The organism is Mesorhizobium sp. ES1-6 (assembly GCF_020164775.1).
Taxonomy (GTDB): Bacteria; Pseudomonadota; Alphaproteobacteria; order Rhizobiales; family Rhizobiaceae; genus Mesorhizobium.
This window is the reverse complement of the sequence record NZ_JAIUGU010000012.1, coordinates 16,288-39,573: the sequence shown is the minus strand read 5'-3', so window position 1 is coordinate 39,573 and position 23,286 is coordinate 16,288. Positions and strand designations below refer to the sequence as shown.

The 23,286-nt window shown below is 61.8% G+C and carries 17 protein-coding genes and 1 pseudogene; 3 read left to right on the top strand and 15 right to left on the bottom strand.

From position 1 onward, the window contains the following. Positions 1-259: 259 nt before the first annotated feature. The 15 genes and pseudogenes from LB564_RS24690 to LB564_RS24620 form a co-directional block, all read right to left on the bottom strand. The gene (locus LB564_RS24690) at positions 260-736 is read right to left on the bottom strand and encodes a hypothetical protein (protein WP_140707745.1); all 477 of its coding nucleotides are present in this window, start codon (positions 734-736) and stop codon (positions 260-262) included. A 96-nt stretch (positions 737-832) separates the two neighbouring features. Further along, positions 833-2,569, bottom strand: coding sequence for a ParB N-terminal domain-containing protein (locus tag LB564_RS24685; RefSeq protein ID WP_224541722.1), 1,737 nt, complete (start codon positions 2,567-2,569; stop codon positions 833-835). A gap of 408 nt (positions 2,570-2,977) precedes the next feature. Next, positions 2,978-8,101 (bottom strand): lactate dehydrogenase, encoded by a 5,124-nt coding sequence (locus LB564_RS24680; protein ID WP_224541720.1) that lies wholly within the window; start codon positions 8,099-8,101, stop codon positions 2,978-2,980. Positions 8,102-8,188: 87 nt separating this feature from the next. Further along, entirely contained in the window at positions 8,189-8,599 is a 411-nt protein-coding gene (locus LB564_RS24675; protein WP_140707741.1) for a DUF3085 domain-containing protein, read from the bottom strand. Between the two features lie 10 nt (positions 8,600-8,609). After that, positions 8,610-9,215 carry a DUF1419 domain-containing protein gene (locus tag LB564_RS24670; RefSeq protein WP_140707739.1) on the bottom strand — a complete coding sequence of 202 codons (606 nt, stop codon included), beginning with the start codon at positions 9,213-9,215 and terminating at the stop codon, positions 8,610-8,612. 821 nt (positions 9,216-10,036) lie between these two features. Continuing rightward, positions 10,037-10,936: a DUF3991 and toprim domain-containing protein gene (locus LB564_RS24665; RefSeq protein ID WP_140707737.1), complete on the bottom strand. Its 900-nt coding sequence runs from the start codon at positions 10,934-10,936 to the stop codon at positions 10,037-10,039. A gap of 179 nt (positions 10,937-11,115) precedes the next feature. Next, complete coding sequence (locus tag LB564_RS24660; RefSeq protein ID WP_140707735.1) at positions 11,116-11,304, bottom strand: hypothetical protein; 189 nt, start codon at positions 11,302-11,304, stop codon at positions 11,116-11,118. 392 nt (positions 11,305-11,696) lie between these two features. Further along, a pseudogene (locus tag LB564_RS24655) lies at positions 11,697-12,126 on the bottom strand (transposase); the annotation flags it as partial. 213 nt (positions 12,127-12,339) lie between these two features. Then, positions 12,340-13,506: a porin gene (locus tag LB564_RS24650; RefSeq protein WP_224541719.1), complete on the bottom strand. Its 1,167-nt coding sequence runs from the start codon at positions 13,504-13,506 to the stop codon at positions 12,340-12,342. 389 nt (positions 13,507-13,895) lie between these two features. Then, complete coding sequence (locus tag LB564_RS24645; protein WP_140707731.1) at positions 13,896-14,579, bottom strand: hypothetical protein; 684 nt, start codon at positions 14,577-14,579, stop codon at positions 13,896-13,898. Positions 14,580-14,802: 223 nt separating this feature from the next. Continuing rightward, positions 14,803-15,510 (bottom strand): response regulator transcription factor, encoded by a 708-nt coding sequence (locus tag LB564_RS24640; protein ID WP_224541717.1) that lies wholly within the window; start codon positions 15,508-15,510, stop codon positions 14,803-14,805. 43 nt (positions 15,511-15,553) lie between these two features. Next, on the bottom strand, positions 15,554-16,333 hold the full coding sequence (locus LB564_RS24635; protein ID WP_140707727.1) for an SDR family oxidoreductase: 780 nt from the start codon (positions 16,331-16,333) through the stop codon (positions 15,554-15,556). After that, positions 16,330-18,045 carry an acetolactate synthase catalytic subunit gene (locus tag LB564_RS24630; protein ID WP_224541715.1) on the bottom strand — a complete coding sequence of 572 codons (1,716 nt, stop codon included), beginning with the start codon at positions 18,043-18,045 and terminating at the stop codon, positions 16,330-16,332. The genes LB564_RS24635 and LB564_RS24630 overlap by 4 nt, the downstream gene beginning before the upstream one ends. A gap of 10 nt (positions 18,046-18,055) precedes the next feature. Next, positions 18,056-19,387 carry an aspartate aminotransferase family protein gene (locus tag LB564_RS24625; protein WP_140707723.1) on the bottom strand — a complete coding sequence of 444 codons (1,332 nt, stop codon included), beginning with the start codon at positions 19,385-19,387 and terminating at the stop codon, positions 18,056-18,058. 73 nt (positions 19,388-19,460) lie between these two features. Continuing rightward, positions 19,461-20,165 (bottom strand): GntR family transcriptional regulator, encoded by a 705-nt coding sequence (locus tag LB564_RS24620; protein ID WP_140707722.1) that lies wholly within the window; start codon positions 20,163-20,165, stop codon positions 19,461-19,463. 236 nt (positions 20,166-20,401) lie between these two features. On the opposite strand from LB564_RS24620, the gene LB564_RS24615 reads away from it, so the two are divergent. The 3 genes from LB564_RS24615 (at position 20,402) to LB564_RS24605 (ending at position 23,275) form a co-directional block, all read left to right on the top strand. Continuing rightward, on the top strand, positions 20,402-21,505 hold the full coding sequence (locus tag LB564_RS24615) for an ABC transporter ATP-binding protein (RefSeq protein WP_140707720.1): 1,104 nt from the start codon (positions 20,402-20,404) through the stop codon (positions 21,503-21,505). A 2-nt stretch (positions 21,506-21,507) separates the two neighbouring features. Further along, positions 21,508-22,431 carry an ABC transporter permease gene (locus LB564_RS24610; protein ID WP_224541713.1) on the top strand — a complete coding sequence of 308 codons (924 nt, stop codon included), beginning with the start codon at positions 21,508-21,510 and terminating at the stop codon, positions 22,429-22,431. A 76-nt stretch (positions 22,432-22,507) separates the two neighbouring features. Further along, positions 22,508-23,275 (top strand): ABC transporter permease, encoded by a 768-nt coding sequence (locus tag LB564_RS24605; RefSeq protein WP_263491333.1) that lies wholly within the window; start codon positions 22,508-22,510, stop codon positions 23,273-23,275. The last annotated feature ends 11 nt before the right edge of the window (positions 23,276-23,286 follow it).

The window sequence follows — 23,286 nt, the reverse complement described above, 5'->3', positions numbered from 1 at the left end:
TGCGACCATTATTTCAGCTACGGATCGATGCTTGGCCTGGCGGGGGGACGCCATCATGCATCACGCACACAGCTCTTCTGATTGAAGCTGAGCCCGCAACGCTGTGATGGTGCTTTCCTGCCGTGCCAGCTTGCGCGACAGGGCGTCGATTTCCGGCCGATGGTCGGCGGTACTGGCGGCCAGGTTTGCACGATACCGTTCGAGGAACGCGCCGGAGTCAGGCGGCTTTCGACGACATCATGCTCGGAGCTGCGCACACTCATGCATCTGCCCTCCCTTCCACCGCATCCGCCGCGACGGTATCGGCCGAGATTTCCTGCAGAACGGCGTTCGGATAGCCGTGGCAAGTCAGCCAGGCCTCGGCGGCCGCGCGATGGGCGGCAAGATGGACAAGCTCGGCATCGTAGCCCGCGCGGTCGAGAACGAGGACCGAGCCGATCGCCGGCCACTCCTTGACTGCGAACTTCAGGTCGTTGTTCACCGAGAACGACCGGTGGACACGCAAGACGATCGTGCCCTGACTGCCGTAGTCGCCCTCGTGCAGGGTGATGGACGCGGGGATCGTCGTATTGCCGACAGGAGCTTCGGCCTGTTTGCGGGTCAGGTGGCCGCCGGAATTGCGGTTTTCCCAAGCGGCGAGCTTCTTGGCGAACCGCTCCGGTGGTCGCGGGAAACCACCAGAATATGTCAGGATCGAACCCAGGGGCATGAGGTCGAATATCAGTTGGGCGGACATGGTTTTTCTCCATGATGTTGATGGTGGAAACAAAACCGCCGCCGGCGATGTGCCGGCGGCGGAAAGATCGTTCGCAAGAGTTGAGGCGGAGCCGCTCTACTCGGCGGCGACCTTGTAGGCTTCACGCTGTTCGTCGGTGAGCTCGTCGTCTTGCGGAGCCGGATCCTCATCGACGTAGTCATGCGCGGGCTCGACAACTGCATCGCCGTCGAACTCATCCTGGTCCTCCGGCGTGCCATCGTCCGGTTGTTCAATGCGCTCGTTCTTCTTCAGCCACGACGCAAGCTTCGCCTGGTCGGGCCCGAACAGCGCCGACGAATGGACGAAGCGGCCCTCCTTGAAGTGTTCGACCAGGGCCGCGCGGGTGTCCTTGACCTTCTGGCGCGGCAGGACCGACGTATCGGCGCAGGACGCCTCGAGCGCCGGCCGCGACAGGCACGAGAGGAAGTCTACCGTGCCCATATTGGGCAGGAAGTTGTCCGCACCGATCACGCCGCCAGCCACGCGGGAGACGACCCCGCTGTCCGAACGGTTCTCCCGGCAAGACAACACGTCGATCAACAGGGACCGCACGGCGATGCGCAGCGTGTCCATGTCGAAGTCGAGCTTGCCCTCCTGGTCGAACAGGCGCGCGGCATGTTCGCCAAGGCCCGCCGCCCCGCAATACGAGACGTCGCGCGCACCCGACGCCACCGTGACGTTCTGCCCGGCGAAGGCGAGGACCAGCAACGCCATCAGCGTGTCGTCCTCGATCGGCGCCCGCGACAGCGCCTCGTGCAGCGCATCGGTGCGCAGATCGCCGATCATCTCCATGCCCTTGCGGGTGACATCGGGACGCGTCTTGACGACGATTGCAGCATCGTCCCCCTCACTAAGCGTCTGCTCGCCCTTCTTGGGCTTCTTCGCCTCGGGCATGCGGAAGTGGACCGACTGCACCTTCCCCTCACGATCAAGATAGAGGGCGGTGTGATCGGACTTGCCCGGCTTGCCGTAAACGCGCTCGGCCTTCTTCGGCAGTTCCGGCTGGCCCCAGTTGTTCACCTCCGTGATGACGCCCTTCTTGGGAAGGTGCTGCGTCATCCACTCCTGCTGCGCGCCAAGGAACGCTTCGACGTCGGTGGTGTACCGGCTGTCCTGATCGGCCGGCGCGAACAGGTCCTCGACCCAGGCGATGCCGTAGGCCTGCGCGAGTTCGTCGCCAAAGCTCGCATCGCGGGCATACATGCGGGTCTTCTGCAGGCCCTGCGCCACGCTCCACCAGGAGACCTGCGGGTCAGCCTTGGAGGGCTTGTGCTTTTTCCAGACCTCCTTCTGCTCGTCGAGCGAGGCCGAAGCGATCGTGCGCAGCTGGCTCTCATTGGGCATATCGCCCTTTGCCATCTGATCGAGCATAGCCCGCAGGACATTGGCGAGCAGACGCAGCTTCCGGATCTGGCGAACCGGCAGAGCCAGAGCGACCGCGATTGCTTCCTCGGTCCAGCCGAGCGCAACCAGACGCTCGATTGCCCGCCACTGGTCGACGGGATTGAGCTGCTCATGCGCAAGCGTTTCGGCGAGCGAGCGCATCGCGCCACCATCCTCGGCGCGCTCGATCACCAGCACCGCGATCTCCTCAAGCCCTGCGGCGATGGCCTGCTTGACGCGGCGATGACCGGCATCGATGACATAGCCGTTGCCGCCGTCGATTTCGGGCGCGACGACAGGCGGCTGCACGATGCCGACGGCGCGGATCGTTGCCAGCAGCAATGTGTCGGCCTGTGGGCTGGACTTGGCGCGCCGCGCCTTGTGGGGGTTCGCCTTCAGCGCGCGCGGATCAACAAACTTCAGTTCCATGGAAATGCTCCTTACGGGGTTGCCGGACACCGCCAATCGCGGCGTCCTTTCTCGTCTTCTTCCCGAAGACATCCCCCGGCCCGCAGAGCGGACGGGCCGGTGCAACTGCGGCCGAGCATCCCTGCCCGGCAGGCCAAGCGGGGCTAACAGCCCTGCGAAGGACGACGTGGCCGGGATCGCGAGCGGCGCGGTTGAGCGCAAGCGTCAGCGGTCCGCCCGATCTGCGAGCGGTGTTTTTTCCATTCTCTCCCTTCTCATCGTCGAAACTTCACCCTGGACTTCCCCTTCAAAAGTGGAGGTTCATGACCTGCGAGCCATCCGACAGACGTTCGCGAACCAAGGTCGTCCGGCGCTTGGTTTTGGGGACCGGACTCGTCCCATTCGACAGCCGCTGCTAAGAGGCCTTCTTCAGCCTACAACTCTCTTGAACGGAGTTATGCGGCTTCCTTTGAGAGGCGTGGCCAGTGTTTCCACATCAGCAGATAGAGCCGCGTCCACCTCCGCAAGCTGTCGTCGTTTTTCGGCCAATTCACCGGCGAACGCGAATTCGGCGCCATTGTCGCGAGACTGGTACGACACGAGCCGGCGGCGGGCATCGGCGAGACGCTGGGAAAAGCGCTGCCGCTCACCCTCGAAGTCATCGAGTGCATGCTCGAGGCGGGATATCGCGCCAAGCGGCGTGACCGTCATGGAAAGTTCGATCTCATAATCCGCGCCGGTGCGCAGCAGCATGGTGGTAAAGCGGTAGCCGTCCTTACCGAAGCGCTGGCCCTCATATTCGAGATCGAAGCCCCCGATGGAGGCAATGATGCACTCGCCTTGTCTCTGGAGCTGCACCAGGGTCAGGATTTCCTTCATGAGCGCCCGGCCTGCCTCCTTGCGCTCAGTGTAGACGTTGCCGGCCACGGTCATGGTGAACGCCTCGCCAACGGTCGGAACGAGAAGCTCGATATCGCGACCAGTCTCAGCAATCCGCCGCGTGGAATACTCGATATCACGTTCGGCTTCGCGAAGCTGCCGGCGAACGGCATGTTGGTCGTCGATGTGAGCGGCGCGCTGTCGCTCCAGCCGCGCAATGTCGGCTTCGAGGCCCGCCTTCTGGATGAGGCGCTGATCGCCGGACGCGATGGCCTTGGCCATGGCGAATTGGTTGGCCTGGCCCTCACCAAGATCCTCGAGGCGACGCACAGAGGTGTCGCCCGAGAGCGCTGCGGCGATGAAGCGGGCCTTACGCTCGTTGTTTTGCCACATGGTGGCGTCGAGCGAACCTTCCGTGGCGTAGGCGAAGATATCGACCTCGTCGTGCTGGTTCCCCTGACGCACGATGCGGCCCTCGCGCTGCTCGATCTGCGAGGGCAACCAGGGCACATCGAGATGGTGGAGGGCTTTGAGGCGAAGCTGGGCGTTGACACCGGTACCCATGGTCTCTGAACTGCCGATGAGGAACCGGACCTTGCCGGCACGAACGTCGCCGAAGAGCTGCTGCTTGGCCTCGGACTTTTTATAGTCTTGCATGAACGCGATTTCGGCCGCAGGCACGCCCAAACGGATGAGTTCTTCACGGATCCAGCGATAGGCGGAAAATCCCCTGCTCTTTTCCACCGAGATGGTGCCGAGATCCGAGAAGATCATCTGGGCGGCGCCCGAAAGTTCGAACGGCTTCCCGTCACGTCGAGTATAGGTGGTATCCGCCATGGTCCTCCAGATGTTGAAGGCGTTCGAGATGAGGTTGTTGAGCTTGTTGTCCGCCTCGTTGTCATGGTCGGGATCGACAAGGCGCAGATCGATAGCAGCATGGCGACCGTCGGTGATGACGGAGAGCAGGATGTCGTCGCCAGGTTCTGGCGGCCGGTCGCGTTTCTCGATCTCCGCGATCCGCGCAGCCAGGATCATCTGGTAATGTTTGAAGGCCTGCGTCGGCTTGGACGTAATGATCTGGCGCTTGCCGGTGGAGATCGCCGGCACCTTCACAAACTGGCGCAGGTCCTCGGGCATGACGACGTCGGCGAAAGATCGGAACATCGCGATCAGCTCGGGGACGTTGACGAAGCTGGCGAAGCGCGACACCGGCTTGTATTTGCCTGATGGCTGAAGCTCCAGCTCAGTCGTCATGTCGCCGAAGGTCGACGCCCAGGCATCGAATTCATGCAGGCCGCGTTCCATCAGCGCGGCGTAATCCATGAGCCGTTGGACCGTGAACATTTCGCCAAGTGTGTTCGTGATCGGAGTTCCCGATGCGAGCACGAGCGCCCGGCCGGGATTCTTGGTCTCGATGAAGAGGGACTTCACATAGAGGTCCCATGCCCGCTGCGAGCCGTTCGGATCGACGCCCTTCAGCGTCGACATGTTCGTGGCGAAGCTGAGCTTGCGGAACTCCTGCGCCTCATCGACGATGATCTGGTCGACGCCGATCTCGGCGATGGTGAGAAGATCGTCCTTGCGAGTGGAGAGTGATTCGAGCCGCTCCTGCAGGTTCTCCTTCAGCCGCTCGAGGCGTTTGCGCGAAACGCGGTCATCGCTTTCGACCTTGGTGAGGAGGTTTTCGTACAGCTCCAGCTCATCATGGATCAACTGCTGCTCGAAGGCCGAAGGGACACCGATGAACTTGAACGCCGAATGCGTGATGATGATCGCATCCCATGTCGCCGTCGCCGCACGCGACAGGAACCGGGCGCGCTTGTCCTTGGTGAAGTTGGTCTCGTCGGCGACAAGGATGCGGGCGTTCGGATAGAGCGCCAGGAATTCGCGCGCGACCTGAGCGAGGCAGTGGCCGGGAACGGTGAGCATGGCCTTGGCGACAAGGCCGAGACGACGTTGTTCCATGATCGCAGCGGCTAAAGTCATCGTCTTTCCGGCGCCGACCGCATGCGCGAGATAGGTTGCGCCAGCGGAGATGATGCGCCAGATCCCTCGCATCTGGTGGCCATAAAGAGTAAAGGCGGCCGAGGCGCCTGGAAGTTTCAGATGAGACCCGTCGAAGGCTCTGGGTGCGATGTTGTTGAAGCGGTCATTGTAGACGCGCGAAAGGCGCTCGGTGCGATCAGGTTCGGACCAGATCCAGCGCTGGAACGCTTGCCTGATCTTGTGAAGCTTCTCCTTGACGGCCTCCGTATCGACGACGTTGAGCACGCGGCGTTCACTCATCTCCTCCTTGATCGTATCGAATATCTGAGGAACCCGGCTGTTAAGTGCATCTGCCAGCAACTCGCCGGCATGCCGGCGTCCCGTCCCCCATTCGGAGGTCCCGACCGCGAGATAGCCGAGTTGACGCGCCTCTACGGTCCATGATGCCAGTTCCGGCATGTGGTGAATCCTGATGTCGGCGTCCATCGTCTCCTTGACGAAGGCGACAACGTCAGAGGCCGGAATCCACGGTGCGCCGAGACGGGCAGTGATGTCGGAGGGGCGAAGGTCGGCGGGCTGCACCCCCTGCAATGCCGTTACGTTCCGCTCGTAGACCGGATCGAGCGCGGCGGCGGCTTCCGCGACCTTCAGTTTGTCGCGGACATGGCCGGACAGATAGCCGTCTGCCGTTTGCCAGGAGCCATCGGTCGGATCGCAAAAGATCGCGCTGCCGAGCTCAGCGACAACGTCCTGCGGATCGCGGTGCAGCAACTCGGCGACATGGTCGAGATCGACGCGCCCACGTTCGTTGAGGACAACCGCGAGCGCGTCGGCAGCACTCGTAATGATCGGCGGAGCGGGCGGGGAGACTACGCGCTCCGTGAAAATCGGCCCGGGCCTGGCGGTATCGCTTTCGAGATCGTAGTCCTCTATTGCAGCGACCAGCCAGCAATCGGGATCGTCGAGGAACGGTTGGAGGTTGGGTCGCCGATGGCTCTCGCGCGTCTCGCCGGTCTCCGGATCCTCGCTGATCGACACCGTGGTGTGGTTGATCGGGCCGAAGTCACGCACGAAGCTTGACCAGGCGATACGCAGCTTGACCTGCAGATCCTTCCAGGGCCGACCGAGCTCCTGCGCCTTGAGCACTTCGCGCACCGCGTCACGGATCGGGATCAGCTTGCGAATGATGCGGACATGCTTTTCCGGGATCCCATCAGCGCTGCGGCTTTTGCGGACCTTCACAGCGATGGGCTCGCCGTCGATCAGCTGCATAGGGCCGCGGGCCTTGTCGAAGAAGAAGCTGCCTTCGCGCACATGGCGCTCGGACAGAAGATCGACGGGGGCGTCGTCGGCCGCATCCTCAAGATCGAAATCGATCTCCGTGGGTTCGCCGTCATAGCGGTCTTCCGGAAGGAGAGTGACCGCGGCCGACAACAGGGCGGAGAGATCGTCGCCCGTGCGCGACAGGCAAGTGTAGGTCTCGCCGAAACGACCCGATGTGAGGGCGTGCGTGCCGAGGACGAAGTCCGGGTGCCGCGCAAACCAGCGATTAACGCGGATCGCGCCCTCGTCATCGGTTGCGGGGTGCACCTCGTCGGTGTCGAGCCAGGAAAGGTCGCCCTCCGGCTCCCCGACCTTGCGCTTCCGGAAAAAGAGGATGTCGACGACGACGTCCGTGCCGGCGTCTGCGCGGAAGCTGCCTTCGGGCAAGCGGATGGCTGCGATCAGGTCCGCGGCTTTCGCGATATGCTCGCGCGCGGAAACATCGACCTTGTCCATCGTGCCGGAACTGGTGACAAATGCCGCCAGCGCTCCCGGCTTCAACAAGTCGATGGACTTGGCGATGAAGTAGTCGTGCAGACGCAGGCCAAGCGGGCGATAGGCGCGGTCGGAGCGGACCATGCGATCGGAGAAGGGTGGGTTCCCGATAGCGAGGTCGAAGCTCGACGGAAGATCGGTGCGGGCGAAATCGCCCGTGACGATGCGCGCCTGTGGCTGCAGCAACCGGGCGATCCGTGCCGTGACGGGATCGAGTTCGATTCCGGTGACGTGGGTGAGCTTGCGCAGCGCCTCCGGCATCAATGCCGGAAACAGCCCCGTGCCAATCCCAGGTTCCAGCACACGGCCACCGCGCCATCCCATGCGCCGGAGGCCCGACCAGATCGCCTCGATGATGAATTCGGGCGTGAAATGGGCGTACTGGGTGCAGCGCGCGAGCGAGGCATAATCGCTCTCGCCGACGGCATACTCCAGCTCGGAGCCTATCTCGTCCCAGCCCTTGCGGAATTCAATCTCGCCCGGACGGCGGAAGACGCCGTTGGCGAGATCGGAGGCACCGAAACCGGTGAAGCGGATCAAACGCTCCTGCTCCTGCGCGGTGGCAGGACGCTCGTCGGCCTCGATCGCTGCCGCAAGCCGGATGGCTGCGACACTGTCCCGGGCCCGCTCCTTCCAGCCCCGGGCCAGGCCACGGGTGTCGGCGAGATAGAAGTTCGAAGCACGCTCCTTAGAGGTCCTCGAAGGTGCCCGCGCGATCGCCGCGACCGGCATCGCTGGCGCGGGCGACGACGGATCGGGGTCATCATCGGGTTCGAAATTGCCGGCAAAAGCCGTCACGCCGAGACCGAGACCCGACGAAAGAGCGGTGTTGCTGAAAAGATCGATGGTGAAGGGGTCGTCATGGGACATGAGAAGTTCTCCTGAGTGAAGGCGCGCGGAAGCACGCAGCCGATCGGGGATCGGCCGCGGCGCATGTGCGCAGTGGGGTGAAGTTGGTTAGTGCTGGCGCGGTTGGCGCGTCGGGGTGAGTGAGATGCTTGTGTCGGTCAGCTGGACACAGAGATGCGTGGCATCAGGTGTTTTATCGAGGAGATGGAGGACCTCGGCCGCATCAATGAACTCGATGCCATCATCGCCCCCAAAATACTGGCGTTTGTAGTGCCAGGAGTCGGGATTGATCGAAGGATTGCACTCCTCGGCGTAGCAGATGAAGGCCTTCTGACCCTCGGCAAGTTTGCCGTTGGAAAGAAGGTAAACCCCTTCGTCCCCGACCAGCCATAGGCCTGGCTTCTCGCCCTCGCCCGGTTTGAGACCATAATAGGGATTGCGGAATCCACCGTTGTTGACTGCATCGGTCTTTCCGCGCTCGATAACCTTGCGAACGGCAACAATGGGAAATGTGAACATCGTCGCCTCCTCACGCTGCAACGGCCATGGGGAGATGGCGCAAATTGACGGGTAGCTTTGCCGCGATTTCCGCGTCGGTGAGCTGGTCAAGCAGTTTGAAGTCGTGGCTTCGGTCGGGACCGAAGAACATGACTGTCCGCCCGCCCCGGTGCGCCCGCGGAAAGCGCCGATCGGCGTAACCGCGATACTCGTCGTGGGTCGAGCTCCAGATATGCTCGATGCGTTCCTCACGCGTCATCGCGCGGACGGGCCGGCTTTCCCGCTCGACAATCGCGGCGCGCATGCGCGCGGGCGACCTCTTGTCAGCAAGATCGCAATAGGCATGAAAATACCGCATGCGGTCATCGATCTTGAGCGTGAAAAACACGCTGGTGATCTGGCCTAGGAGGAATTCGCGCATGGCGAACATCTCGCCGTTCATGAAGAGCGGCGGCAGGATATTGAACATATAGTCATGCTCGGTTTCGGAATGCTCAAACCATTCGCCGGAATAGAGGGGACCGGCGTCGGCGTCGAAACGGTTAGGACGCTGTGCATGGCGGTCGAACATGCGGAACATCTGCCGACGATCGGCGATACCCTGGTAGACTTTGCGGATCGGAGAATCGGGGTTCATTGGCGGGCTCCTTCAGCCTCGTCGGGCTGGAGCGCGGTGCTTCTTCGGAATCACCATCATCTTCAGCCCTTCCTGACACCCTCCTGCGGCCGCCTCTCCGCCCGGGCGGGTCAAGTGCCGGCGAAGCCGGGCGAAGCTTCACACTTGACGCGGCTGGCGGGCATGCGGCAGCCGGGTTTTCTCCCCTCTCCTTTCCTTCTCCCTGATTCTGCCGCATGGGCGAGCTGATATACGCCCATGACGCACGGGCGCGTCTTCGGCATTGTCTTGGTCGCAACATGGCGCCGCCATGGCCGGCGAACCGGAAGCGCCGGATAGGACAGATCCAGTCCTGGATTGCTCGACGCCTATTCCTGACGCTGTCACGCCCGAAAAGACGAAGCTTTGTCCAGTCGGGGGATGACGCGCTTGTCGACGCCTGTGGCAGACTTGCGCGTCCAGGCTTTCCGGCTTGTTCTGGGGTCAGCGCGGGGGAAAGGAAAGCAGGCTCATCCTGCCGCTGGCGGGACAAGAGGCTGTCGAGAACAAGAGAATGACAGTTTGCGGCGAGCCGCTGACAGTCGTGTTCGTCTCAGGTCAGATGCATACGAGGGGAGAGCTCGAGAAGCTCCACAGCGGCAATCTGGAATGGTTTCGCGCCAGGTTCACCGGCCCGCAGGAACCTATGCCGAAGCACGCATGGCTTGTGCTGGAGATCTACGCGCCACAGGTTGAGTGCGATGTCGAGGCGGTCCGAAGAGAAGCCAATCTCGCCTGGGCGCACCCGTTGCGCATCGATGACGACGGCGGAGGTCGTGCCGCAGTAGGTCCGATCTGCGCTGTTAGGCGGTTGCCGCGTCCTTCAGCATCGCATTCCAGTCCTCGGCCAAGGGCCTTAGACGTTCGAAGTCACAGGGGAGTTCACTGGCAAGCTCGCGCAACCGGGACACGAACGCCTCGCCCTGTGCGTTGGCGTCGGTGGCGGCGACAAGGCGAGCTTCGGGCCGTTTGGCCAACAGGCGTATCGCGTTGTCGGTGGCCGGCGACCAACCGCCGCCAGTGCTGACATAGAGCGTATCGCGCCGGATCCGCTCGATCGCGGCAAGGCTCATGGCATCGATTGCTGCTTCGGTCACACAGATGCGATTCGCATGCTGCTGTCCGAACCGAAACAGCACCTTGCTGCCGCCGGAGGCAAAGCCGCGCCATTCCGGCCCACGCTCCTCCCAGCCGGTGACGACGCCATCGTCATTCTGATGAGCCGCCCACATGCTGCCGCGCGGCCCTTCGCGCACGAGGTTCTGGGCAATCGCAGCACGGATCACGTGCTCGGGAATGTGTCGCTCGTCGCGCAGATAACGCCAGGTCCCCGATCTCCGCCACGGCCTGCGGCGCACGGCCCAGCGGTCCGGTATCGACTGATCCAACTCCGTCTCCCGCGATTGCCGTTGCCATTCAGGTTCACGCGGCTGGAAACCGACGAGCGACGCGACCTGCACCAAGGCTTGCAGAAAATCGCAGCGGTCCAGATGTTGGACGAGCGAATAAACATCGCCCTTGGCATCCGAGAGCGGGGCAAACCAGCCCTTGCCGTCGTGGATGACTATAATGATGTCGTCGCCGCGCCGATATTTTACGGCCTTGCGCGTGCTTTCCTTCAAATCGATCGCGAAGCCGCCCGTCTCCAACACGGCCGCACATCCCACCCGGCCTCGCAATTCTTCGATATCTGCTTTTTCCATTCTTTCTCCCGGCCACCTTTTGGCCGACCTTTCTCCAAGTCTATCTCTTCCGCACAATTCGCGGAACACGCCGCAACCGCCGCAACAAGCAAAGGGGGCAAGGGCGCGGCTTCTGCCGCGGCGGAGCTTCCCTTGCGGCCTGCCGCTTGGTTGCGGCAAGCCGGACGGGAAAAGCCGGTTCAATGAACCGGCCGGCCCCCTGTGTAGGGGCAATATTCGTAGATCGCCTCGACCTCGTCACCGTCAAGGTCGTCGGCAGGAAGAACACCGTATTCGTCGTCATCGACCTTGAAGAGGATGACCGGCGTCATCAGGGTGCGGGCAAGGTTCCAGGCGTGGTTCTGAGCGAGGCTGAGTTCGTGCGACATTTGTTTTGGCTCCCGTTCGCGGGGACCATTCCCCGCTCGACAGGCGCCCGTCGGGTCCAGACAGGGCCGCGATCATCGCGATGGCGAAGCCGTGAGCGACGGCACGCTTGCGTAGTCCGACCCCGCAGCGGGTTGATCGAAAAGGTCCGGGCTGGAACAAGGGAATTAAGCCGATAAGAGCGGGGGATGGTCTTTGCACCGGAGCCGGCACCCAGCGCGCAACCTCGCTGATTCAAGCCTGCTGCACTTTGCACCCGACCTAAGCCGGCATCATCGAGGGCTCTGCGAGGAAGCGTTCTTCCCGCACCGACGAGGCGGCTACAATCGCCGCGTGTTACGAAAATCCCAACCTGGGCAAGAACATGAACGAAAAGAATCTCGAGCCGACTGCCGACCTGCCGTTGCGGTTCGATGGTCGAGGCATGCGTTCGATCGCTTCTGACCAGAAGATCCGCTTCGGCATTGCGCCCGTCGCCTTGCGCCGGCGGCTCGCCACGACCGCCCCTGGGCCGTCCTTCGGCTTGACACCCTTCATCGGATCCAGGCCTCGACCAGCGTGCCGTCGACCGAGAAAACGATCAAATCGACTGAGGCCGATTCACCTTCGGACGCGCCAGCACTGCAAGGAACTTCGCCGCAATGTTCCCTTCCAGCAACCGGCGCGGGTTCTTCGAGACACCGATAATCCCAGGCCGCATCGTCAACGCTGATGCCGACGACCCGGCGGAACATAAGGTCGTATTCCAGCAGCTCCATCAGGAGCCGCTCCGAGCGCGCGCAGCGGGTGGCTGCCGAGCTGGGAGGAGAGGAACGGCCTGCCGGGCGCTCTGCAAGCCCGTCAGGCCGCCTCTTTCACGTCCCCGCCGGCGCTTTTCCGTATCCACGCGGAAAATACGGGCGGGATCACTGATGCTTCAACCGGTTCGCTCGTGAAAACTATCTCTTGCGGGCTGCGAACGCGGTAGCCTCGATCGTGCCGTCGAGCACGCTGGCCATGCCGCAAAATTCCTCCTCGCCGGCAAGGTTCTCGATCCGCTAAAAGGAACGTTGGAAGCGGAGGATGCCGCCGACGTTGTTCTTCTTGTCGGCATTGGTAAAGTTGACGTTGGACGGCTTAGTCGTGGCGACACCAAAGTCGCCATAATGAACGTAGTCAACTTCGGCCGTGACCGTGAAACCGGGAACGGCTTCGTAAGAAATGTTGGCCGCTACGCCATAATTCTTCAGCTGGTCGCCCGAAACCTGAAGGTTGAACGAGGTTTTCCGGTTGAACTTGTAGGTGCCGCCGGCCCAGAAGCCCCAGTTGCCGCCCCAGACCTTGTGGAAACCGCGGCCATGTGCGGGGATGGCGTTGGTCGTGTCGTCGTTGAGGTTGCCGTCGCTGCCGTAGCCGAACATACCGAACAGGGACAAGTCCTTGGTGACGTTGAAGTCGATGCGAACCTTGCCGGCAACCTCGGCATAGTTGCTGTCATAAGCGACGACGCCGGTGATAGCGCCCCAGCCCTGCTTGTACTTCACACCGCCAACGACGTGGGGAACATAGCTGTCGATCGTGCCGACCTTCCCTTGGCCTTGTTCGAGCGACACCACGGCAGAGAGGCCCTGGCCAACGTCGAAGTAGTACTGCACCACGTTGGTGTTGAAGTCGCCGTAGGGAACGAGTGTGTCATTGATGACGTTGCCGGCATAGCCGATGAACGTATCGAAGGCGGAATAGTCTTTGCCGACGCGCAGCCCGCCCAGCTGGACCCAGGCGAAGTTCAACGTCAGGCCTTTGTTGGAGGCATAATTCTGGGGACTATCCGGGCCGGAATAGGCGTTCCGGTCGCCGAAGTTAATCCGGGTCTCCGTGTAAGTCTTGAGGGTACCGAGCTCCGTTTCCTGGCCGGTCCAGGTCTTTAGTGTAAACCGGGTGTTCTTGTACCAGGTGGCTTGGGCGCCGCCGTCTTGCACGTCGTGTGTGCGCGCACCATCGAACGATCCGACGTCACCGGCTCCGACATCGTAACGGACGTAGCCGCCGATGCGCAGGCAGGTTTCGGTGCCAGGGATGTAGAGGTAACCGGCGCCGTAGACCTCGCACACCCTGACGTATTCGGCCGGCTCGGCCTCAGCAGCCACTGGGGCGTCAGCGGCGCGCGCGCCGCTGGCAACGGCCACGGCCGCCGCGGAACCGAAAAGAAGGCTCTTCATTTTCATTTTGATCTCCAGTCACAAGATTAAAAAGGCAGGGGTGTCGTTCCCGACGACCGCATCCCTCCCGTTCCCCACAATCCGAGACACCACGCATTGCGCAGCTCCTCGCAGTCCGTGTGCTATCGATCACCATGGATGGTTTCAAGCTCGCAAGCGCGGATATCGCCCGATTTTGCAAGTAACGTTGCCGTTATACAACAAATTTATTGGTAAAACTCGGACTATCTGCACAATTTATACTTGTTGTACGAACTGGACAATTAAACATGGTTGCCATATATGGCAGTCAAGACTGCAGGATGCGCGCCATATAGTGGGCGCGCCCGCACAGCGGGTACCGTGGCCAACTGATCGACGGAGCATTGATTGGCAGCTGGCTCGTCAGCCCGGCGTTATGTCGAGAAAAAATCCCGTGCGGCCAGGACGACGTCTTCAGTCAGGTCTTGTCTGAGCATTTCTATGGGAACGCGGTCATCCAGAGGAGGCGATGGCTGGATCAGCCAGAGCCATGCCAGTCTGGGTTTGTCGCTCAAAGAAAGCACTTGCCGAATTCCGGACGCAGGCCTGCCGTCGACGAACTGAGCCAAGGGGAACACGTGCTTGCGCGCACCTTTTCGCAATGCGATCACGTCGTTGTGCCGCTGCCACCAATGCAATGTTGACCGCGGTATGCCAAAGCGTTCTTCCAGATATGTTGGCCCTGCAACCTGACCTGCCCAGTCTTCAATGCGCATGGAATCGTCTGGCGGCGTTCGAACGGCACACCGCGGCCCGCCCGCGGTTCGCGCCTCGAGGGGAGTTGCCTCACGGATGCTGGCATCGAAATGTCGCGCCGCTTCGGCTGCGAGCCTGCCAACAAATTCCGAGGCTAGGTCGGCCAGATCGGCATGAATGGCTTGTTGGTACAATGGCAAATTGGCAACGCCAACATTGCCCCTCCCCATGAGCGATGAGATTGAACCGCGAGCCTTCGCAATCTCATTGTAGCGGACCAGAACGCGTTGGATTTCTTTTGCGATCAAGCCTGAAAGCTCGTCCTGTTGTGGTTCATTTCTATAACTAAAGGATTCAATCATGTGTGGCTCCCCGTAGGAAAGAGTCCGCTTGGTATTTTGGTTGGTTGGAATTGCCGTCGTAATCGTCAACTTGCGGAAACAAATGCAGGTCTGCCTCGCCTGGATCCGCCCCTGGCGTCCGCGATCGAAGCCGGAAGGAGCGGGGCCCGGCGCTTTTTGATCACGAAGCGATCTTCGAACGCATCCGGCAGCTCGAACACCGCGCCGGCGAGTCCTAGGCGTTTCACGCGACCGGATCGACCGTGGGCGGGGCGCGATAGCGGCCGGCCTCCAGCATATATCCTTCGGATCTTATGGCTCGTATTGCATCGTGGCCGCTCGATGACCGCAGGGCTTGTCGCAAGCGTGCGATATGGGCGTCGACCGTGCGTGCGTTGACGCGCCCGGTTCCGCGCCATGCGGCGGCGATCAGGGTTGGGCGGCTGTGCACGGTGTCGGGAAACCGGACAAAATGCTGGAGCAGCCGGAATCCAATTGGCGCCAGATTGAGTTGCTGACCGTTACACCACGCATACTGGCGTGCCGGATTCACTTTGATGTCGAGCTGTCGTTCCCGGCCCTCTTCATAAGATGAGTTACGGGCAGCAGCCGCTTTCAGAAAGTGAAGAAGGCGCGCGGGCGCCAAGGGGCGCACCAGACTTTCATCGATTCCTGCTTCGATCAGGTCGATGTGATAATTGCTGTCGGCGCCGACGAGCGCCGCGATCGGCACGCGCTCGTCGAGGCCGTTCTGCTTCAGACCTTCGCAAATCGCACGAACGTCCTGGGAGCAATCCAGGAGAATGGCGCGGGTCCCGGAATGATGCGCAAGACGGAGGACATGGTCGGGTCTGGTGGCAAGACAAACGGCGTACCCTTCGGCTTCAAGGATGTACTGAAGGAGGAGGCAGAACTCGGCGTCCACGGAGTTTAAGACCACGACAGGTTTCATTTACGCCTCACTTGCGTTCGGCATCGGCATCCCTGGCTGGACCCTAGACCGGGATGAATTCGCCGCCGTTGATGTCAATAATTGCGCCATTCACAAATCCTGCTTCCTGAGAGATCAGGAACTCAACGACCGCCGCGACATCGTCAGGCTGGCCGAGCCGGCCTGACGGAATCGCAGCCAGCGCTGCCCTGTTGGTGGGTGAGTCCGGCTCTCCGGCCATATTGGTCGCGATGCGCCCGGGAGCGACCAGATTCGAGGTGATGCCGTAGGGAGCGTAGGTGCTTACCAACGACCTTGCCAGACCCGACAATGCTGCCTTTGATGCCACGTAGCTTGCGCCTGCAATCTTGGGCCTCGTCCGCGAAGCGACGGAGCCGATCATGACGATGCGTCCAAATCGCCGTTCCATCATGGCTGGGCAAACCGCCTGACAGCAAAGCATCGCTCCGGTCAGATTGACCGCCAGCACCTCGTTCCACTCCGCCAATTCGATATCATGAAAGACGGTGGCGCCGTCCGGCCCCTTCGGCGAGACCCCGGCATTGCAGACCAACACGGTCGGGTGGCCCCAGATCGCGCGAAGGTCGCGGAAGAATGCGTCGATCTGCGCCGGCACGGCCAAATCGACAGATCGGGCAATGACCCTCTCGTGACCAAATTCCCTGGTCAGTTCCTCGCGCGCCGCGTCTACGCTTTCGCTTCGCTGGCTGAACACCGCAACCTTGTGATCGCGCGCCAGAAGCCGGCGGGCGGTGGCCAGCCCTATACCGGAGGTGCCGCCGGTGATGACGGCCACTTGCGATTGACTGCCAGGGATTGTCATGCTGCTGCGTCGACGGTTGCAAAGAGCGACAAAGGCGGATGGGCGGCAGGATCTGTCATGACTTCGATCAAAAATGGAGATTTTGACGCCAAACCTTTCCGCAAGGCATCGGCGAGCTGATCAGCCGCTTCAAGTCTGACCGACGAACAGCCGCAGGCCTTGGCGATCATTGCATGATCGACCGGACCCAGGTGGCAGGCGCTCGTATAAGCACCAAACTTGACCGACTCGGCATCGCGTTGAAAGCCGAGAATGCCATTGTTGAGCACGACGATCGTGATCGGAAGATTGCTGCGCACCATGGTCTCAAGCTCTGCCCAGCTGTGCGCAAATCCGCCGTCGCCGACCAGCACGACGACAGGATGGTCCGGTCGCGCCACCTTGGCCCCAATCGCAAGGGGAATCCCCCAGCCCAGGCCCGCCAGCCCGCGAGGCGTCAGGAAACGCATGCCGGGCGACAAGGCGCGCAATTGGCCGCAAACCCACATCGATGAGTAACTGGCGTCGGCAACGACGGTTGTTTCAGGGGTTAGCTGCGCCTGCAATTCGACCATAACTCGTTCGGGGCGGATGGGACCCTGACGGCCTTCCAGGCGAATTCGGCGCTCCTCGTTAAACAAACTCCAGAAACGACCGATACGATTGGCCATCACGACCCTGCCGGCGCTGCGGCCGGAAAGGTCCGTCCGGCAAAGGGCGCCGCGCAACGCGCGCAACGTCTCAGTTGCATCGCCGACCAGCCTTATCCGTGCCTCGTAGGTGCGCCCCACTTCCGCCGGATCCACGTCAATGTGGATGATGGCCTTGTCCGCGGATATCTGGGTCCAGCTGTCCGTGCCGTTCTGGTTGGTTCGGGTTCCGACCAGCAAAACGACGTCCGCCTCTTTCAGAAGCTCCAGCGAATGACGGCCGAGTGACGAAGGGCCGACAAGCGATCCGAGGACACCCGCCGAGAGCTCATGAAACTCATCGACCGCCCCCTTACCCATGAACGTCGTAAAAACGGGAATTGCACATTCGTCCTGAAGCAAAGAGAGTTCCCCTGAAGCTCCGCTCGCATGCACACCACCGCCCGCGATCACGACGGGCAGACGCGCCGTGCTCAAAAGCCTTGCGGCCGCGGCGATATCCTGGTCGGACGGACGCAACCGGTCGATGGGCCAGTGTCCGAGGTTCGCGGTCCGCGTGAAGTCGGTGCCCGTCCAGGCCGACCGCAACAGGTCCGCCGGCAAGACCAGCACCGTTGGGCCGGGGCGCCCTGAACCGGCAACGGCAAATGCTGTGTCGATATAGTCCTCGATGCGCTCGGGCACCACGACCTTGCGCGCCCATTTGGTGCAGGATTGAAACAGGCTCAAATGATCGAGCTCCTGGAAAGCGTTGCGATCGGCCTGGTTGCGCTCGACATCCTGAACGAGCGCGACGATCGGGATGCTGGCCTTGAGAGCCTCGGCCAGCGGAGGAACCAGAAGCGTGGCCGCCGGTCCGTTTTGCGCGGCCACGACGCCGACCTTGCCGGAGCGGCGGGCATATCCGTCCGCCATCGCGCCGCCCATGTTCTCCTGGCGGTAAGCGACCTGCCGGATGCCAAGGGCTTCGGCCGCCAAGATAACCGCGGATGGCAGGCTCTGGGCAAATATATGGGAGACGTCATGGCGTTTGAGGGCAAGCGCTATGCGGCCGGCAACTGTATTGGATAGATCTGCTGACATGTATCCCACTTCAATGCTGATTGGCTTGGCTGAGAAAATCGTCGAAGCAATCGACGATCATGGTTGCTTCCGCCATGCCCATGGCCGTCGACAGTGATGCTGCCGCGCCACCGGGCAGGAGAATGCCGTGGGCCAGGAAATGGCGCTGGAGTTCAGTCGATCGGACTGCCTCGTCGGGGGTGCAGAAGGCGTCGCGAAACTCGCGGGGCGGTTTTTGTTTCGGATGAATCCGGAACAGCGAGGCCGCGCCGGTCACCGCGAACGCCGCGCCGTGGCGCTTGATCGCTTCGATCAGGCCCGTCCTGATTTTCTCGCCCAGCTGATCCAGCCGATCGAATTCGTCCTCAGTCAACGCCTGCATCGCGACGTAGCCGGCAAGCATGGAAACGGCGTTGGCGGAGAACGTACCGCCTTGCGGCAATCTCGCCTTGCCGTGTTGCGTACCGAAGACCCGCATGACGTCCTCGCGGCCGCCGATGGCGCCGATTGGAAAGCCGCCGCCGATGATCTTGCCCATGGCGACAAGGTCGGGCTTGAGCCCGTATCGCGCCGAGGCGCCGTGATAACCCTGGCGCAGGTTGAGCACTTCGTCGGCAACGAGAAGGATGTCGTTGCGGCGCGCCATCGCCGTCAGCGCCTTCAGGAAGTCGGGAACGGCCGCGATCAAGCCTGCGCGGCTGGGCATCGGGTCGATGAGGACGCAGGACAATCTCTCGGCGGCGTCCTCCAGGCGCTGCAGCCCCTCGACATCATTGAACCGCAAGACCAGCACATCGTCCGCGACGCTTGAAGGAACACCGGCATAGAGCGGGACCGGGGCCGGATCTTCCGGGGCCCCCCAATTGGCGGGGGTCCCGGCCTGGCCTATCTCGGCCCAGTCATAGGCACCGTGAAAGGCGCCCTCTATGCGCGCGACCCCAGGCCTGCCCGTGAACGCCCGAGCCGCCTTGATCGCGAACATCACCGCCTCGGTGCCGCTGTTGACGAAGCGGACACGCTCGATCGAGGGGATGCGATCGATCAAAAGCTCGGCAAGGTTGATTTCATGCTCGGTCGGGTTGGCAAAACAGCTGCCCCGGGCAAGCTGTGATGAAACCGCTTCGGTTACCGGCCCGAAGGCGTGTCCGTGAATGAGGGTGGTGAAGTTGTTGTTCAGGTCGAGGAGCCGGTTGCCGTCGACGTCCTCAAGATAGGCTCCTTTCCCTGCCTTGATGTAGCGCGGGGTCGGGTCGCGCTCGACGGTGATCCGCGTCGTGCCGTCTGGAAAGACGGCGAGCCCACGGTCGTAAAGCTCGGCCGACACCTGGCGGTTCCCCCGCCACGGCAGGTTCTGCGCGATCATTGTGGCTCTCTCCCTGTTGCAAGATTATGTTGCAACAAAAATCACACAAATCGCATTGACGCAACATAAAATGTCAGTCTGGCCGCGTTTGAGCGCTCGTGCGCTCTCGATCTGCGCGTTTCAAGCGTCGATAACCATCCCGAATGTCACTTTCTATGGCGGCGCGAACGGCGCCGCTGTCGCCTTCAGCCAAACCCTCCATCGCCGCCATATGGTTGTGTACGCCGTATTTGGCTTCGGCGAATTCAGGGTAGAGATCGTTGAAGGAGGCGCCGATCCGGAGCCATAGGGTCTCGATTGTCGCCAGCAGGTGCGGCATGCCGCATAGTCTGTAGATGGCGAAATGGAACTCCTTGTTGCTCCAAAGCGCGTCCGCGTAGCGCCTTTGGTCGAGAGCGGCATTGATGCGGAGTTGGGTCTCCCTGAGCAAATCGATGTCCTCGCCGCTCACCCGTGCCGCGGCTTTCTCGGCGGCAAGGCCTTCGAGCGCAAGGCGCATAAGCGTAATCTCTTCAAGAGCTTGAGCGTCAAGGAAGGGAACGATAACCGTCTTGGGGCCAGCGTAAACGAGGGCGCCCTCAAGAACCAGGCGATTGATCGCATCGCGTGCGGGCGTCGAGCTGACACCCAGGTCCTCGGCAAGCGCGCGAACCGTTAATTTGTCGCCAGGTCCATGCGCTCCTCTGATCAGTCGTTCCTTGATCTGTTGGTAGACGCGATCGCCCAGACGGGGTTGCTGCCTGTCGTCTTCAGCGACGAACTGGGTCGAGGTGATCATCAAAGAGTCTCAGCGTTGACAGGGTGATATTTTTGTTGCATCAAACTAGATTATGAAGCCTGGGTAAAGCCAGTGTGACATCTGCATAACATAAATTGGGTCTCGCGTCTCTCCTTCAGGCCTTGTGATGGTCGAGTTGAGCCGCGGCAGCCACGTGCAACGCTTGATGACGAAAATCGCGAATCCGGGCCGGCGCGGCAAACTCGCGCGCTCACATCTTCGGGGAGACATTTAGCTTGATTGGACAATCGCTTTCCCTTCAATCCCTCAGCAAGCACTTTGGCCGCGCCGCCGCTGTCGACAACGTCTCTTTCGACATCGCCGCTGGCGAATTCGTCTCAGTGCTGGGACCTTCGGGCTCGGGAAAGTCCACCCTGTTGACAATGATTGCCGGGTTCGAGCCGCCAAGTGCTGGCCGGATTGCGATTGGCGGTTACGACATCACCGGTGTGGCGCCGAACCGGCGCAACATCGGCATGGTGTTCCAGAAATACGCGCTGTTTCCCCATATGACCGTGCTTCAGAACGTCGCTTTCCCGCTGCGCATGCGCGGTTTGGCGCGCGAGGCGATCAAGGATCGCGTGAAACAGATGATGGAGCTGGTGCAGCTCGTCGGTTTCGACGAGCGCTACCCCAGCCAGCTCTCGGGAGGTCAACAGCAGCGTGTTGCCGTGGCGCGCGCCCTGGTTGGCGAACCGCCCGTTCTTCTGATGGACGAACCGCTGGGGGCCTTGGACAAGAACCTGCGCGAGGCCATGCAACTCGAAATCAAACGCATTCAGACCAAGCTCGGGGCGACCGTTGTCTATGTGACGCACGATCAGGACGAGGCCATGACCATGTCCGATCGGGTGGCCGTCATGGCGGGAGGCACGCTGGTTCAGGTCGGCGCGCCGAGCGACATCTACCATCGGCCACGGTCGGCCTTTGTCGCCCAGTTCGTGGGGAAGATGAATTTCATCGATGGCGAATGCCAGCATGACGATGCCGACACCTGCCACATTCGCGTCTCGACCTCGCTTACCCTCGCTGTCCCCTCGCCTGCCCTGCATGGTGCCGATCGGCTGCGGCGCGGCCGTGCCGTACGGCTTGCGGTGCGGCCCGAAAGCCTGTCCTTCGCCAAGACTGATGGCGCGCTGGCGCTTCCTGGCACCGTCGAGGCGGAAATCTTCGTCGGCCCTTTCCGCCTTTACCTCCTGCGCCTGGCGACATTTGGCCAGCCGGTGGTGCAGGCTCAGCTGGCGACCTCCACCCACGTCGGACCTTTCGCACGCGACGAGCGCGTCACCTTGTACGCCGCCAGGGACGCGTTCCATGTCTTTGCCGCGCCTGAGGCCTGACCATGGCTGATCTGCTTGCCAGTCCGGAGCGGCCTTCGCCAACCGTGAAACCAGCCGGTTTCAGATCCGCCCGACGCGGACGCGCCGCGAGCCGCTACACGCCGGTTTTGTCGCTTGCCCTGACGGCACCGCTGCTCCTGCTGCTGGCGGTTGGTTTCCTGTACCCGATAGGAGCGCTGATCAAGCTTAGCCTGTTCATGCCGACGCTTGATCTGTCGGCCTACAGGAAGATCGTCGAGCAGCCGATCTATCTGGCCATAATGGCCCGAACATTCCGCATCGCGTTGCTCGTCAGCATTCTTAGTTTCGTGCTCGGTTATCCGGTGGCACTGGCCATGGCCAGCCTCAACCGGCGTCTGGCAACGATTGCCGCGGCGGCCGTCTTCATCGCTCTTTGGTCGCCGGTGTTTGTCCGCTCCTACGCCTGGATCGTCCTTCTGCAGCGAAATGGCGTCGTCAACACGCTGATGGCGCAGGCTGGGCTTATCAACGCGCCGGTCAAGCTCCTGTACAATGAGGGAGCGGTCATCCTGGCCACGACCCATGTCCTGCTGCCTTTCATGATCCTACCGATTTTCGTGGCGCTTCGGTCAATCCCGCGAGAGCTTGTCCCTGCCGCACGCAATCTTGGGGCAGGTCCGGCGACAGCGTTCCTGCGCGTGACCTTGCCGCTCAGCCTGCCCGGCGTCTTCGCCGGCAGCGTCATGTGTTTCATCCTCGCTCTTGGCTTCTACATCACCCCCGCGCTGGTCGGCGGATCAGGGTCCATGATGGTGGCGACACTGATCGGCCAGCAGGCGACCGTCCTTCTCGATTGGCCCTTCGCGGCTGCCCTCTCGACCACGCTGCTCGTCGCAACGCTTGTCATCGTGCTGGTCTTTCGCAAGGCCTTTTCCCTGTCCAAAGGATTCGCAAGTGTCGATTGAGACCAATATCGCCAACCCTGGTGCTGCACGCGTCAAGCGTCCTGCCACCGCAATCGATCGACCTTACGGGGCGACGCTGGCTGTCTTGCTCAAGGGCGCCGTGCTGGCGGTGATCTTGTTTTACCTCGTCTTGCCGACCCTCATCATCCTGCCGATCTCACTTGGCCGGGCCGACTATATCGAGCTCCCGCCACGCGAGCTCACTTTTCATTGGTACCGTCAGTATCTGCTCGATCCCGACTGGATGGCGGCGACCTGGTTCAGCCTGAAAATCGCGCTTGCAACCAGCCTGTCCGCCACGGTGGTCGGCACGCTGGCGTCCCTGGTCCTGGTACGTGGCGACCTGCCGGGAAAACAGGCCCTGCAGGCACTGTCGCTGGGTCCGATGGTGGTCCCGCACATCGTCTTCGGCGTGGCGCTCTATCTCATCTTCGCGCCGTTGCAGCTGACCGGGAATTTTGTCGGATTTCTCATCGCCCACACCGTGCTGGCGGTCCCCTATGTGCTGATAACGGTGACTGCGGCGCTGCAACGGTTTGATTTCACGCTGGAGCTTGCAGCGCTGAGCTGCGGGGCCAGCCGGACGCGTTCCTTTGTGCTGGTCGTGCTGCCAAACATCGCGCCTTCGATCGCGGTCGCCGCGGTGTTTGCCTTCCTGTCCTCCTTTGACGAAGCAACGGTAGCCTTCTTCATCTCCGATACAGGGGGAAAGACCATCAGTCGCAAGATGTTCGAGGACATCGATTTCAATCTCACGCCGGTGATTGCCGCGGTCTCGACCATCCTGGCCGGGGTGTCGCTGCTCCTGATGGCGCTCATTCGAAGCGCGCGTCAGCACCAATAGAATCGAAGCTA

Bases quoted from the DNA above. Each gene is read 5' to 3' on its own strand.
- LB564_RS24690 (WP_140707745.1), bottom strand. From the start codon at position 736: ATGTCCGCCCAACTGATATTCGACCTCATGCCCCTGGGTTCGATCCTG.
- LB564_RS24685 (WP_224541722.1), bottom strand. From the start codon at position 2,569: ATGGAACTGAAGTTTGTTGATCCGCGCGCGCTGAAGGCGAACCCCCAC.
- LB564_RS24680 (WP_224541720.1), bottom strand. From the start codon at position 8,101: ATGTCCCATGACGACCCCTTCACCATCGATCTTTTCAGCAACACCGCT.
- LB564_RS24675 (WP_140707741.1), bottom strand. From the start codon at position 8,599: ATGTTCACATTTCCCATTGTTGCCGTTCGCAAGGTTATCGAGCGCGGA.
- LB564_RS24670 (WP_140707739.1), bottom strand. From the start codon at position 9,215: ATGAACCCCGATTCTCCGATCCGCAAAGTCTACCAGGGTATCGCCGAT.
- LB564_RS24665 (WP_140707737.1), bottom strand. From the start codon at position 10,936: ATGGAAAAAGCAGATATCGAAGAATTGCGAGGCCGGGTGGGATGTGCG.
- LB564_RS24660 (WP_140707735.1), bottom strand. From the start codon at position 11,304: ATGTCGCACGAACTCAGCCTCGCTCAGAACCACGCCTGGAACCTTGCC.
- LB564_RS24650 (WP_224541719.1), bottom strand. From the start codon at position 13,506: ATGAAAATGAAGAGCCTTCTTTTCGGTTCCGCGGCGGCCGTGGCCGTT.
- LB564_RS24645 (WP_140707731.1), bottom strand. From the start codon at position 14,579: ATGATTGAATCCTTTAGTTATAGAAATGAACCACAACAGGACGAGCTT.
- LB564_RS24640 (WP_224541717.1), bottom strand. From the start codon at position 15,510: ATGAAACCTGTCGTGGTCTTAAACTCCGTGGACGCCGAGTTCTGCCTC.
- LB564_RS24635 (WP_140707727.1), bottom strand. From the start codon at position 16,333: ATGACAATCCCTGGCAGTCAATCGCAAGTGGCCGTCATCACCGGCGGC.
- LB564_RS24630 (WP_224541715.1), bottom strand. From the start codon at position 18,045: ATGTCAGCAGATCTATCCAATACAGTTGCCGGCCGCATAGCGCTTGCC.
- LB564_RS24625 (WP_140707723.1), bottom strand. From the start codon at position 19,387: ATGATCGCGCAGAACCTGCCGTGGCGGGGGAACCGCCAGGTGTCGGCC.
- LB564_RS24620 (WP_140707722.1), bottom strand. From the start codon at position 20,165: ATGATCACCTCGACCCAGTTCGTCGCTGAAGACGACAGGCAGCAACCC.
- LB564_RS24610 (WP_224541713.1), top strand. From the start codon at position 21,508: ATGGCTGATCTGCTTGCCAGTCCGGAGCGGCCTTCGCCAACCGTGAAA.